This window comes from Paenibacillus albicereus (assembly GCF_012676905.1).
Classification (GTDB): Bacteria; Bacillota; Bacilli; order Paenibacillales; family Paenibacillaceae; genus Paenibacillus_O; species Paenibacillus_O albicereus.
Window position 1 is genome coordinate 812,844 of record NZ_CP051428.1, and the last position, 13,381, is coordinate 826,224.

Below are 13,381 nucleotides of genomic sequence, written 5' to 3' on the forward strand. Positions count from 1 at the left end.
GTCTTTCTGCTTTCAGCATAGCCGATGGCGAGGACGCAGGTTTCTTCTGGATCGCCATTCTTGGCGAAATCCATCGACGAGCCGATCCGACGCGAAGCCGGCCGCAGCCTCGGTCACCCGCTCGCGGTCGGACGGCCGGGCTTCTTTGTGCATGGAGCCTCATTCCGGAGGAGCGCCGGATCGGGTACAATACAGGCAAGCGGTTGTCATTTTCAACCATGTATGCGCTATCTTATGAAATGCCGCGAAAGGACGGAGCTCGATGGAGGCCTACACGCGCGCGCTCATCGAACGGATGGGCATGCTGCTCATCCTGATGTTCATCATGACCCGCCTGCCGCTGTTCCGCATGCTGCTGGACCGCGCCGTCACGCTGCGGACGGGGCTGCTGCACGCCGTCATGTTCGGCTTCATCGGCATCGCCGGCACGCATGCCGGCGTGCTGGCGGGGCCCGGCGGCATGGACGCCGCCTTCTGGATCCGCGAGGCGCGGCCGGATCAGCTGCTGGCGCATTCGGCGCTGATCGGCGTCGTGCTCGGCGGACTGCTCGGCGGAGCGAGCGTCGGCGCGGGAGCGGGGCTCATCGCCGGGGCCTACGCCGCCTCGCTCGGCGGCATGGCGGCGGACGCCTATCTGATTTCGACGCCGATCATCGGGCTGCTGGCGGGCCTGGTCGCGCGTTTCTTCTATGAAGAGCGGATCATCGCGCCGATCAAGGCGTTTTTTATCGGGTTGTTCGCTCCGATCCTGCAGATGGGCGTCATCCTCATCGCCGCGACCGCGTCGCCGGAGTCGATCCGCCTCGTCAACGAGATCGGCATGCCGATGGTCCTCTCCAGCAGCCTCGGCATCGCCTTGTTCGTCGCCATGATCCAAGTCGCGCTCGGCGAGCAGGAGCGCGCCGGGGCGGCGGAGACGCAGCGGGCGCTTGCGGTCGCGGGCACGGTGCTGCCGCATCTGGAAGGCTCGCTCACGGCCGACCGCGCGGCGGCCGCGGCCCGCGAGCTGGCGGAGGCGCTCGGGGTCGAGGCGGTCGCCGTCGCGGACACGTCCTCCGTGCTGGCGCATCTCGGTCCTGGCGTGGATCGGTTCCGGCCGGAGCATCCGCTCGCCTCGGCGCTGTGCCGGCGCGCGCTGCGCGAGGACCGGGTGTTCGTCGCCGCGCCGTCGCGGACGGCGGACGAGCCGCCGCGTCCGGCAGGCGGGCAGCTGCGGCAGCGGGCCGCGGCGCTCGCCCGGCGCGGCGTGCTGGAGAGCAGGCAGGAGCCGGGCGCGGTCGTGCTCATCCCGTTCCGGCAGGCCGGACAGCCGGTCGGCGCGCTGCAGCTGTTCTACCGCAGCCGCAGGCAGGTGCGGCGCATCGAGGAGGAGTTCGCGGCGGGGCTCGCCCGCCTGCTCACGACGCAGCTGACGCTGTCGCGGGCGGCGGAGCTGGAGGTGCTGACCAAGGACGCCGAGCTGAGGGCGCTGCAGGCGCAGATCCATCCCCATTTTCTGTTCAACACGCTCAACTCGATCGTCACGCTCATCCGCACCGCGCCGGACGACGCCCGGCAGCTGACGCGGCAGCTCGCGCAGTTCATGCGGGCGAGCCTGCGCACGGCGCACTCGCCGCTCATCCCGCTGCGCCAGGAGCTGGAGCATCTGGGCGCGTACCTGGACATCCTGCGCGTGCGCTTCGGGGATCAGATGGAGCTGCGGGGCCTTTCGGGCGATGGGCTGCCCGACGCGTTCATCCCGCCGTCGACGCTGCAGCCGCTCGTGGAGAACTGCATCCGGCACGGACTGGCGAGCCGGCCGGCGGGCGGCACGGTGACGGTCGAAGCGGAGGCGGATGCGGAAGGCATCCGGCTCTCGGTACGCGACAACGGCAGCGGCATCCGGCCGGAGCTGCTGCCGCTGCTCGGCGCGGCTCCGCTGGCGACGTTGGAGGAGCCTGCGCTGCCGGGGAGCGGAGCATCGGCGTCGCCAGCCCTCGGCGCGAAGCTGCGGGCGGGCGAGCCGGATGCGGCGGGAGGCGGCAACGGCTTCGGCGTATACAACGTCAACCAGCGGCTCATCCGGCTCGTCGGAGCGGAAGCCGCGCTCGTCTATGAGAATCTGCCCGGGGGCGGGAGCCGCGTGACGTTCCGGCTGCCTCCGGCGAGGAGGGATGCGGAGTGAGAGACTTGGAGAGCGGCAGGGGCGAGGCGAGCGGTACGGGCGGCAGGGCCGGCAGGGCCGGAATGGGCGGAGCGAACGGCAAGGACGGCAGCGATGCCGAAGCGAGTTCCGTATCGGACCCGAGGTCGGATTCCAGATCGGACTCCAGATCGGACTCCCGATCGAGCCATCCGCCGCGCTCGCTGACCGTGCTCATCGCGGACGACGAGCGGCTCGCGCGCGAGGAGCTCGTCTACCTGCTGTCGCGGGAGGCCGGCGTCGAGCTGGTCGGCCAGGCGAGCAGCGGGCGCGAGGCGGTGGAGCAAGCCCGCCGCCTGCGGCCGGACGCGCTGTTCCTCGACGTGGAGATGCCGGAGGGGAATGGCCTGCAGGCGGCACGGCAGCTGCGGGACGAAGGCGCGGCGCCGATGATCGTGTTCACGACCGCCTATGACCAGTATGCGGTGGAGGCGTTCGGCGTCGAGGCGGTCGACTACCTGCTCAAGCCGTTCGAGGAGGAGCGGCTGCGCGAAGCGCTCGCTCGGCTGCGGCAGCGCAAGGAGGCCGGGGCGGCTTCCGCGGGCAATGATCCGTCCTCGGCAGGAAACAGCCGATCGGGAGGAGGCGCGGGAGACGGCATGGGGACGGGGGCGGATCGGACCCCGGATCGCCTGCCCGTCGAGGCGGCAGGCACGGACTTGACGGCTGCTGCTCCCTCCGGCTTCGCCGCCTCGCCGTCCGGTGCGGCCCGGTTGCCTGCGCGGCAAGAGGGGGAGGCGGATGCGGCCTCCCTCGCCCTGCGGCCGGATCCGATCGCCGAGCGCGAAGCGGCCGCCGCGTCGGCTCCGCGCAAGGCGCGGCTGCTCGTCGAGGACGGCGGCCGCAGGGTCGTGCTCGACCCGGCTTTGCTGCTGTATGCCGTCAAGGAGGACAAGTCCACGCGCCTGCGCATGGCCGACGGCTCGGACCACTCGACCCGCCAGACGCTGCAGGAGCTGGAAGAGAGGCTGGGCCACGGCTTTTTCCGTCCGCATCGCAGCTATCTCGTCAACCTCGACCAGATCAAGGAGATCGAGCCTTGGTTCAACGGCGCGTACAATCTGGTGCTGAAGCATGCCGGGGATGAGCGGGTTCCGGTCTCGCGCGCCGCCGCGAAGGACATGCTGCGGCTACTGGAAGGGAGCTGAGAGAGCGGCAGGCGACAGGCGACGCCTCGCCGGAGAATCGAACGGCTTCCCCGTCTGATGGAAGTCAAGCCGGTATTTGCGACCGTTCGCGCCACGATTCCGACGTTTCGCGCCGCCCCCGTTCCTTCTTTGCCCGACGCTCGCTATAGTAATAAGGAAGCGTTTTCACAAAGGAGGAAGTCCGGTGTCCAAACTGACCTACACGGATGTAGCCCATTCGGATTCGTTCCGCAGGCTGCTTCGCAAGAAGAAACAGTTTCTGCTTCCCATGAGCGTTTTCTTCCTGGCCTTCTACTTCACGCTCCCGCTGCTGACCGCCTTCTCCACCGTGCTCAACGAGCCGGCCCTCGGCCCCGTCTCCTGGGCGTGGGTGCTCGCCAGCGCGCAGTTCATCATGACGTGGGCGCTCTGCATGATCTACACCCGTCGGGCCGCCCGCTTCGACGAGATGGTCGAGCAGATCAAGGCCGAGGTCGCCGAGCGCGGCCAAGCGCCGGAGAAGAAAGGACGGAAGACGTCATGAACACCGCGTTCCTGCTGTTCCTGCTGATCGTGCTCGGCACGCTCGTCATCACGTACTACGCCTCCAAGAAAACGAAGACCGCCAACGAATTCTACACCGCCGGAGGCGGGCTGACCGGCTGGCAGAACGGACTCGCGATCGCGGGCGACTATATGTCCGCGGCCTCGTTCCTCGGCATCGCCGGCATGATCGCGCTGTTCGGCTTCGACGGCTTCTTCTACAGCATCGGCTTCCTCGTCGCCTATCTCGTCGTGCTCTATCTCGTCGCTGAGCCGCTGCGCAACCTCGGCCGCTACACGATGGCCGACATGATCGCCGCGCGCTTCAACCAGGCGAGGATCCGCGGCGTGGCGGCGCTCAACTCGATCGTCATCTCGATCTTCTACATGATCGCGCAGCTCGTCGGCGCCGGCGGCCTGATCGCCCTGCTCATCCCGAGCCTCGACTATACGACGAGCGTGCTCATCGTCGGCGTGCTCATGACCGTCTACGTCGTCTTCGGCGGCATGACGGCGACGAGCTGGGTGCAGATCATCAAGTGCGTGCTGCTCATGGCAGGCACGCTCATCATCTCGCTCATCGTGTTCGCCAAGTTCGACTTCAACGTCGGCCACATGTTCACGGAGATGAAGACGGCCACCGGCCTCGGCGAGGCGTTCCTCAATCCGGGCAACAAGTTCACGAACGGGCTCGACACGATCTCGCTCAACCTGGCGCTCGTGCTCGGCACCGCCGGCCTGCCGCACATCCTGATCCGCTTCTTCACGGTCAAGGACGCGCCGACCGCGCGCAAGTCCGTCGTCGTCGCGACGTGGATCATCGGCGTCTTCTACGTCATGACGCTGTTCCTCGGCTTCGGCGCGGCCGCGTTCGTCGGCGAAGCCGCGATCATCGAGGCGAACGCCGCCGGCAACATGGCCGCGCCGCTGCTCGCCAAGGTGCTCGGAGGCGAGTTCCTGTTCGCCTTCGTCTCGGCGGTCGCCTTCGCCACGATCCTCGCGGTCGTCGCGGGACTCGTCCTGTCCGCCGCCTCGGCCTTCTCCCACGACTTCTACAACCATATCCTGCGCAAGGGCCAGGCCAAGGAAAAGGAGCAGGTGCGCATGGCCAAGTTCGCTTCCGTCGGCGTCGCCGTCGTCTCGATCGTCCTGGCGCTGTTCGCGCAGAAGCTGAACGTCGCCTTCCTCGTCTCGCTGGCGTTCGCCGTCGCGGCGAGCGCGAACCTGCCGGTCATCCTGTTCACGGTATTCTGGAAGAGATTCAATACCGCCGGCGCCGTCACGGGCATGCTGACCGGCCTTATCTCGGCGCTGCTGCTCGTCTTGATGAGCCCGAACGTCTGGAATCCGGTCGCAGGCAAAGCGATCCTCGTCGGCACGCCGCTCATCGACCTGACGAATCCCGGCATCATCTCGATTCCCCTCGGCTTCCTCGGCGCCTTCCTCGGCACGTACTTCTCGTCTCGGACGGACGAGGCCAAGTACGATGAGGTGCTCGTCAAGGCGAACACCGGCATCTCGGAGCTGCCGACGTCCCGCTGATGGGAAGGCGGCGCCGCTTTGGCGCCGCCGTTCTGGAGCCGCATCTGCCCCTGCCAGGGCGGATGCGGCTTTTGGCGTTTGCGGAGCCGACGTGCAGGCCGCCCATGCATGCATAATTTTCCGCCTCCGATCCACCCTAGGAGAGATGGCTTCACATTGACTCCGAGGAGTGTTGGACATGGCAAAGGAAAAGCGTGCAGGCGACGAGGCGAGACGGCTGAAGCGCGTGCTGCCGGCGGCCGCCTTGCTGGCGGCGTCGGCGGCGCTGCTGGCGGGATGCGGCGGCTCGCAGGCGGAGCGGCCTTACGACGAGGCGCGCATGAAGATGCAGCAAGTTTCGCAGCAGATGGAAGCGGGATCGATCGTCGTCGGCGGCACGCGCGTCGCGGGCGTGCCGATGATGAAGGACGCCGACGGCCAGGTGTGGCTGCCGATCGAGCATGCCGCGCGGGCGCTCAACATGAAGGTGCGCGAGATGCGCGACGGCTACGCGATCGGCGATACGGACGCGGCCTACCGGCTGCGTCTTGGCGACCGCAACGCCATGAGCGGCGGCCGCGTCGTGCAGCTGCCCTCCGCGCCGAGATCGATCGGCGGCAAGCCGAGCCTGTCGGCGGAATCGCTGACGGCGCTGCTCGAGACGCCGGTGCGCTGGAACGCCGCGTCCCGCGAGCTTCGATTTACGCCGATCCAGGACAGCGCCAAGAGCAGCACGCAGCGCGGCATCTCGATGCAGATGAGCGACACGTCGCAGCCGCAGCGGATCGGCGGCCGCTACGGCGCGCTCTCCGCCGAAGACGCGGAGAAGGTCGTGTCGATGGCGCGCCGCTTCCTCGGCACGCCGTACGATTTCGGCAGCGGCAGCTATGAGGCGACCCAGCGCTTCGACTGCTCGTCGTTCACGCAGTATGTGTTCGACAAGGTCGGCGTTTCGCTGCCGCGCACCTCGCGGGAGCAGGGACAGGTGGGAAGAAGCGTCTCCCAGAGCGACCTGCAAGCGGGGGACCTGCTGTTCTTCTTCACGCCGGGCCGCTTCGACAGCAACAAGGTCGTCGGCCACGTCGGCATCTATGCCGGCAACGGCAAGATGGTCCACACATACGGGGAACCGGGCGTCGTCGTCGATGAGTTCAACGAGTACTGGAAAGGCCGCTTCCTGTTCGCGAAGCGGGTGCTTTAAGCGGGCGCTTTGAAAGGAGGGACTGTCCGATCGGTCGATGAGGCGGCCTCGGGCGGTCCTTTTCGTTCCTCCGGCAGTCCGCGCCTCGGGGCATGGCTCTGGGCGCAACCGCGCCGATCGGCGTTGCTCCTGAGGCCGGGCTTTTGGAGCGGGTGTCTGCGCGCCGGGCATGGCGCCATGAAGGAGGTTTGGACTCCTTGAGCGGGTGTCTGTTCGCCGGGCATGCGCCATGAAGGGAGTTTGGACTCTTTGAGCGGGTGTCTGCGCGCCGGGCATGGCGCCATGAAGGAGGTTTCGACTCCTTGAGCGGGTGTCTGCGCGCCGGGCATGCGCCATGAAGGAGGTTTCGACTCCTTGAGCGGGTGTCTGCGCGCCGGGCATGCGCCATGAAGGAGGTTTGGACTCCTTGGGCGGGTATCTGCGCGCCGGGCATGCGCCATGAAGGAGGTTTGGACTCCTTGAGCGGGTGTCTGCGCGCCGGGCATGGCGCCATGAAGGAGGTTTGGACTCCTTGAGCGGGTGCCTGCGCGCCGGGCATGCGCCATGAAGGAGGTTTGGACTCCTTCAGGCGTGTGCGTCCATGGAGGTCGCGGCTATCCTGGATCTTGGGAAACGGCCTGCTGCAACGAAAACCAAGGCATGGCTTGCCTGGAGCGCAAGGCAGAGTGCGGCAGCAACTAGCCCTTTCGCGGAACGAAAGGGTTGACAACAGCTCCAATCTATATTATCTTTAATTTAAGATATTTGAATTAAAGAAAAAGAGGGCGGGATGCCGTCATGAAAGACGAAAAGAATCGCGATAAAAGGCACTCCGGCTACGGCGCCGTTGACGCGACAAGCGCACCAAGCGCAACAAGCGCAACAGGCGCACCAGGCGCACCAGGCGCACCAGGCGCGACAGGCGCGACAGGCGCAACAGGCGCAACAGGCGCAACAGGCGCAACAGGCGCAACAGGCGCAACAGGCGCAACAGGCGCAACAGGCGCAACAGGCGTAGACGCAGCGCCCGGTACAGCCGATTCGGCTGCCGATCAGGAGCTGTCGCTCAAGCTGTTCGTCGTCCTCTCCAAGGCGTACCGCTCGGTGATGGATCCGGCGATTCGCGACATGAAGGGCTACGGGCTCTCGCCCTCCGAGTTCACCGTGCTCGAGGTGCTCTACAACAAGGGCCGAGTCCCGCTGCAGCAGATCGGCGAGAAGATTCTCGTCACCAGCGGCAGCGTCACCTACAACATCGACAAGCTGGAGAAGAAGGGGCTGCTGCGGCGCATTCCTTGCCCGGACGACCGCCGGGTGACGTTCGCGGAGCTGACGGACGAGGGGCGGCAGCTGTTCGACTCGATCTTTCCGTCCCACGCGGAGCAGATCCACCGGCTGACCGGGGCGCTCGACGCCGAGGAGAAGCGGCAGCTGAGCGAGCTGCTCAAGAAGCTCGGCAAAGGAGCCGAAGCCGGGTAGGAATGGGCTTCACGAGCAAGAACGTCCGGATGCTTGCTCGCCTCCAGGCCCTGCCCGTCCGCTTGGACGGAAAATCTCAATGCATTTTCGCGCTAGGCCGCATCATTCCGCTTCGCAGAGCCAATACTTTAACTTTAAGATAATAGGGAGGCATCATCCATGAAACCTGTGACGAAAGGCATCCACCACATCACCGCGTTCGCGACCGACCCGCAAGGCATCGTCGACTTCTACGCCGGCGTGCTCGGGCTGCGCATGGTCAAGAAGACGATCAACTTCGACGCTCCGGAAGTGTACCATCTGTACTTCGGCGACGAAGGCGGCACGCCGGGCACGATTCTGACGTTCTTCCCGCATCCGGGCTCGCGCAAGGGCAGGGTCGGCGGCGGCCAGGTCGGCATCACGACGCTCAGCGTTCCGGTCGGCGCGCTGCCGTACTGGGAAGAGCGGCTCGCCGGCTTCGGCGTCGAGACGCGCCGGGCCGAGCGCTTCGGCGAGACGTTCCTGCAGTTCGCGGACGGAGAGGGGATGCGGCTGGAGATCGTCGAGCGAGAAGAGGGTCCGCAAAATACGTGGGGCTTCGCGGACATTCCGGCGGATCGCGCGATCAAAGGCTTCGGCGGCGCCGTGCTTTACAGCACGGACAGCAAAGGCACGCGCCGCACGCTCGTCGGCACGCTCGGCCTGGCGCCGGACGGCGAGCAGGACGGCTACGCCCGCTTCCGCGGCGAAGGCGAGCTCGGCAACGTCATCGACGTGCCGGTCGGCGACATGGACTGGGGCAACGGCGGCGCGGGCACGGTCCACCACATCGCCTGGCGCGCCAAGGATTTCGACGAGCATGAGGCATGGCGCCAAGCGGCGGCCGAGGCGGGCTTCCAGCCGACGCCGGTCATCGACCGCCAGTATTTCAACGCCGTCTACTTCCGCGAGAGCGGGGGCATCCTGTTCGAGATCGCCACGGATCCTCCCGGCTTCGCGGTCGACGAGCCGGCCGAGACGATGGGCGCCAAGCTGATGCTGCCGTCGTGGTTCGAGCCGCATCGCCAGCAGATCGAGGACGGCCTGCTGCCGATCGAGGTCCGCAAGCTGAAGGAGGGAGAGCAATGAGCCTGGATATGATCCACGTCTACCAAGAAGGCAAGAACCCCGCGGCACCGACGCTCGTGCTGCTGCACGGCACGGGCGGCAACGAGCATGACCTTCTCGGCCTCGGCGCGATGATCTCGCCCGAGTCGGCGCTCCTGTCCGTTCGGGGCAAGGTGCTGGAGAACGGCATGCCCCGCTTTTTCCGCCGGCTGGCGGAAGGCGTCTTCGACGAGGAGGACCTCGTCCTCCGCACCGCCGAGCTCCAGGCGTTCCTGGATGCGGCGGCGGCCGAATACGGCCTCGACCGGAGCAACATGGTCGCGGTCGGCTACTCCAACGGCGCGAACATCGCGGCGAGCCTGATCTTCCACGAGCAGGAGTCGTTCCGAGGGGCGGTGCTGCATCATCCGATGGTGCCTCGGCGCGGCCTGCAGCTGCCGGCGCTCGGCGGCATGCCGGTGTTCATCGGAGCGGGCGCGAACGACCGCATCTGCCCGCCCCATGAGACGGAGGAGCTGACGGAGCTGCTGCGCGGAGCGGGAGCGGAGGTCGACGTGCATTGGGAAAACTACGGCCACCAGCTGACGGGTACGGAAGCCCGGGCAGCGGCGGACTGGTTCAAGCGGACGTTCGGTCAGGCGGCTCGGGACTGAGCCCGATCGCACCCGATCGGACCGCCCGATAAATAGCGGCCGCTTGAGGGAAGCGGAAGAGCGGCGGATCGTCGCGGAGGCATCCATCCCATCATCCACAAGGAGGAAGAGACAATGGCAGCAAGCGCACTCAAAGGCATCCACCACGTCTCGGCCATGACGGCCCGAGCTGTGAACAACCATGATTTCTACACGCATGTCATGGGCATGCGGCTCGTCAAGAAGACCGTCAACCAGGACGACACGAGCATGTACCATCTGTTCTACGGCGATGAGAAAGGCAACCCGGGCACGGAGCTGACGTTCTTCGAGCTCCCGATGATGGGCCGCAACCGGGACGGCGTCTCCAGCATCTCGACGACGTCGCTGCGCATCCCGACCGACGCCTCGATCAGCTGGTGGGTCGACCGCTTCGACCGTCTCGGCGTCGAGCATGACGAGCCGCAGGAGCGCGACGGCAAGCTGACGCTCGACTTCCGCGATCCGGAGGGGCAGCGCATGCGGCTGATCTCCGACGAGCGCAACGTCGGCGTGCCGGCCGGCATCGCCTGGGAAGGCGGCCCGGTGCCGGCGGAGCATGGCGTGCTCGGGCTCGGTCCGGTGCGCCTTACCGTGGCGGACGCGGAGCCGACGCTGCGGGTGCTGACGGAGCTGATGGGCTTCCGCCGCATAAGCCAATATCCGGCCGACGTGCCGGGACAGCCGGACATCGTCGTCGTCGAGGTCGCCGAGGGCGGCAGCGGCGCGGGGGTGCATGTCGAGGAGCGCCATGACCTCGACCGCGAGCGGCTCGGCCGCGGCGGCGTGCACCATGTCGCGTTCCGCGTCGAGGACGAGGAGGCGCTGCGCGAGTGGGCGGAGCGCATCGGGCAGGCGGGCTTCCATCACTCGGGTTACGTGGACCGCTACTATTTCCGGTCGCTGTACTTCCGCGAGCCCAGCGGCATCCTGTTCGAGCTGGCGACCGACGGTCCCGGCTTCGACACCGACGAGCCGCTGGACAGCCTCGGCGAGGCGCTGGCGCTGCCGCCGTTCCTCGAGCCGAAGCGCGAGGCGATCGAGGCGAAGCTGAAGCCGCTGCCGACGGCGAAGGGCTGAAGGGTCTGCAGGACATGAAACGAAAACGAAGCGCCTTCCTGGGGGAAGGCGCTTTTTTTGCGATAAAGGACTTCTTCGCGCAGCTCTAGTGCCTTCGACAGACTGCAGAGTTTCGCTGATGCCAGTTGCCTTTAAGGGAGGCATTCTGCCTTCTCTATGTCGAAGTTGCGTGGAAACATCGAGCAACTCGGCTCGAACAGACGACTCTCCGCGCGGGGCGACCTAGTGTCCTGTGTCAAGGGTTAATGGGTATGAACGATTCGTCGCGGTCCGTTGACGAACCTCCGACCTGTCCGCTACATTCCCATGGGTTCGTCGCTTCTACAAAAGCCGCTCCCTGCTGTTCCGCGGGAACGATGCCCCTCCATGCGATGCCGACGACTCCTCAGACGCTTAGACTCTTCTTTAGGCGTCACCGAAAATATAACGACTCCTCAGACGCTTAAAATCGCTTTTTTGCCGATTTCAGGACGTTTTTCGGCTCTTTTTGTCGGCTAAGCTCCTGACGCGTCGTTAGATTTTTTAACGGCCCCATTCGGGGCTTCTAACGATCTCATTCATCGTCAGCCGTCCTTCATGCCTCGGCGGATATCCTGAAGCTGAAGCTGAGAGAAAACCAAGGCTCTGTATGACAGTAAATTCCATTCGAAGAAAGAGTGGAGGACGTGTCCGCCATGGCGCTAGTCCGCCGAGGTGGCGGATGGTGCCGCTGCTGCCGCGTCCGCAGTGATGGCGGCGTCTGCCGCTTGCCCCGCCGTCGCCGCGTCCCCGGTCATGGCGGCGTCCGTTGCTAGCCCCGCCGTCGCCTGCACCTCTGCTTGCCCTGCAGCCTGCTCCTGCGCTTGCCCTGCAGCCTGCTCCTGCGCTTGCGCCGCAACTTGCCCCGTCGCCGCCTGCTCCGTCGCCTGCTCCGCCACTGGCACCGCCGCCGTCGCAGCCCCTTCGTCCAGCAGCGCCGCGTTGACCGCGTTCAGGAACGCGCCGGCGCTCGCCTTGATGATGTCGGTGTCCATCGCCCGGCCGGAGTAGGCGCGGCCGCCGACCGCGAGCCGGATGTTGACGCGTCCGATCGCTTCCTTGCCGCGCGACAGGCTGCTGATCTTGTAGTCCTTCAGCTCCGCGTCGATGCCGACGAGCTGGCGCAGCACCGTATACAGCGCGTCGATCGGGCCGTCGCCGACGGCGCTGCCCTTCACCGCCTCGCCGCCCTTGCGCAGCTGCACGGTCGCGGTCGGGGACAGGTCGTTCGTGATGACCTGGAACGAATCGAGCTCGTACAGCTCCTTGCCGCCGCTGCGGGACGCGCCGGACCGGCTGGAGGCGAGATAGTAGACGTCATGGTCGTACACTTCCTTCTTGGTGTCGGCCAGCTCCAGGAACTGCGCGAACAGCGCCTCGAACTCGGCCGCGTCCGAGGTGTCGAAGCCCATTTTCTCCACGGCGTTCTTGAACGCATGGCGGCCGGAGCGGGCGGTCAGCACGAGCTCCATGCTGTCCGCGCCGACGTCCTCGGGCGACATGATCTCATACACGTTCTTGTCCTTGAGCAGGCCGTCCTGATGGATGCCGGAGGAGTGGGCGAAGGCGTTCTCCCCGGTGATCGCCTTGTTGACCTGCACGTCCAGGCCGGTCAGATGGGTCAGCAGGCGCGAGCTGCGGATCAGCTCCTTCGTGTTGATGCCCGTCTGCGCCCGGTAGAAGCTCTCGCGCACCTTCAGCCCCATCACGACCTCCTCCAGCGAGGTGTTGCCGGCCCGCTCGCCGAGGCCGTTGATCGTCACCTCGACCTTGTCGGCGCCGCCGCGGATCGCGCTCAGCGTGTTGGCGGTCGCCAGGCCGAGGTCGTTGTGGCAGTGGACGCTCAGCACGACGCGGTCGTCGAGGTTCTTGAGCCGCTCGTTGATGCGGCGGATCAGGTCGCCGAACTCCTCCGGCACGGCGAAGCCGACCGTGTCCGGCACGTTGATCATCGTCGCGCCGGCTTTGACGACCGCCTCGATCGTCGTCCACAGGTACTCGAACTCCGAGCGCGAGGCGTCCTCGGTCGAATACTGCACGGCGGGCAGCAGCGTCTTGGCGTAGCGCACGGCGTCGACGCCCATCCGCAGGACGGCTTCCTTGGAGCGGCTGAACTTCTTCTCGACATGGATGTTCGACGTGCCGAGCACGATATGGATCAGCGGGTCCTGCGCGAGCTTGATGCTCTCGTAGACGGCGTCGATGTCGCTCTTGACGGCGCGTCCGAGCGCGGTGATCGAGACGGAGTCGCCGACGCTGCGCGCGATCGCCTGCACCGCCTCGAAGTCGCCCTGCGACGAAGCGGGGAAGCCCGCCTCGATGATGTCGACGCCGAGCCGCTTCAGCTGCTGGGCCATCTCGATCTTTTGCGGCATGTTCAGCTTCGCTCCCGGCACCTGTTCTCCGTCGCGCAGCGTCGTGTCCAGTACGATGATGTTGCGGTTCATGTTCGTCATCTCCTTTGAGTGGTTGATTGCTGGAAAAGTCCTGC

10 protein-coding genes and 1 pseudogene are annotated in these 13,381 nt (G+C 66.4%); 9 read left to right on the forward strand and 2 right to left on the reverse strand.

Translation table 11 applies throughout. The annotated features are described in order from the left end of the window. Positions 1 to 262: 262 nt before the first annotated feature. From HGI30_RS03650 to HGI30_RS03670, 5 genes are all read left to right on the forward strand, one after another. Complete coding sequence (locus HGI30_RS03650; RefSeq protein ID WP_168906409.1) at positions 263 to 2,164, forward strand: LytS/YhcK type 5TM receptor domain-containing protein; 1,902 nt, start codon at positions 263 to 265, stop codon at positions 2,162 to 2,164. Next, positions 2,161 to 3,330 (forward strand): LytR/AlgR family response regulator transcription factor, encoded by a 1,170-nt coding sequence (locus HGI30_RS23135; RefSeq protein WP_235680306.1) that lies wholly within the window; start codon positions 2,161 to 2,163, stop codon positions 3,328 to 3,330. The genes HGI30_RS03650 and HGI30_RS23135 overlap by 4 nt, the downstream gene beginning before the upstream one ends. Before the next feature lie 184 nt (positions 3,331 to 3,514). After that, a complete protein-coding gene (locus HGI30_RS03660; protein ID WP_168906410.1) occupies positions 3,515 to 3,853 on the forward strand; it encodes a DUF485 domain-containing protein in 339 nt (112 codons plus the stop codon). Next, positions 3,850 to 5,394: a solute symporter family protein gene (locus HGI30_RS03665; RefSeq protein WP_168906411.1), complete on the forward strand. Its 1,545-nt coding sequence runs from the start codon at positions 3,850 to 3,852 to the stop codon at positions 5,392 to 5,394. The genes HGI30_RS03660 and HGI30_RS03665 overlap by 4 nt, the downstream gene beginning before the upstream one ends. Before the next feature lie 178 nt (positions 5,395 to 5,572). Next, the gene (locus HGI30_RS03670; protein WP_168906412.1) at positions 5,573 to 6,574 is read left to right on the forward strand and encodes a C40 family peptidase; all 1,002 of its coding nucleotides are present in this window, start codon (positions 5,573 to 5,575) and stop codon (positions 6,572 to 6,574) included. 775 nt (positions 6,575 to 7,349) lie between these two features. Here HGI30_RS03670 and HGI30_RS23140 read toward each other — a convergent pair. Next, on the reverse strand, positions 7,350 to 7,562 hold the full coding sequence (locus HGI30_RS23140) for a hypothetical protein (protein WP_235680307.1): 213 nt from the start codon (positions 7,560 to 7,562) through the stop codon (positions 7,350 to 7,352). 50 nt (positions 7,563 to 7,612) lie between these two features. Here HGI30_RS23140 and HGI30_RS23145 point away from each other — a divergent pair, with 50 nt between their 5' ends. From HGI30_RS23145 to HGI30_RS03695, 4 genes are all read left to right on the forward strand, one after another. After that, a complete protein-coding gene (locus HGI30_RS23145; protein ID WP_328805275.1) occupies positions 7,613 to 8,032 on the forward strand; it encodes a MarR family winged helix-turn-helix transcriptional regulator in 420 nt (139 codons plus the stop codon). Between the two features lie 159 nt (positions 8,033 to 8,191). Continuing rightward, complete coding sequence (locus HGI30_RS03685; RefSeq protein WP_168906413.1) at positions 8,192 to 9,142, forward strand: ring-cleaving dioxygenase; 951 nt, start codon at positions 8,192 to 8,194, stop codon at positions 9,140 to 9,142. Positions 9,143 to 9,150: 8 nt separating this feature from the next. Next, positions 9,151 to 9,774 (forward strand): alpha/beta hydrolase, encoded by a 624-nt coding sequence (locus tag HGI30_RS03690; RefSeq protein ID WP_206110087.1) that lies wholly within the window; start codon positions 9,151 to 9,153, stop codon positions 9,772 to 9,774. 114 nt (positions 9,775 to 9,888) lie between these two features. After that, complete coding sequence (locus HGI30_RS03695; RefSeq protein WP_168906414.1) at positions 9,889 to 10,872, forward strand: ring-cleaving dioxygenase; 984 nt, start codon at positions 9,889 to 9,891, stop codon at positions 10,870 to 10,872. Between the two features lie 944 nt (positions 10,873 to 11,816). Here HGI30_RS03695 and HGI30_RS03700 read toward each other — a convergent pair. Then, positions 11,817 to 13,337, reverse strand: a pseudogene (locus HGI30_RS03700) (2-isopropylmalate synthase); the annotation flags it as partial. Between the last annotated feature and the right edge of the window lie 44 nt (positions 13,338 to 13,381).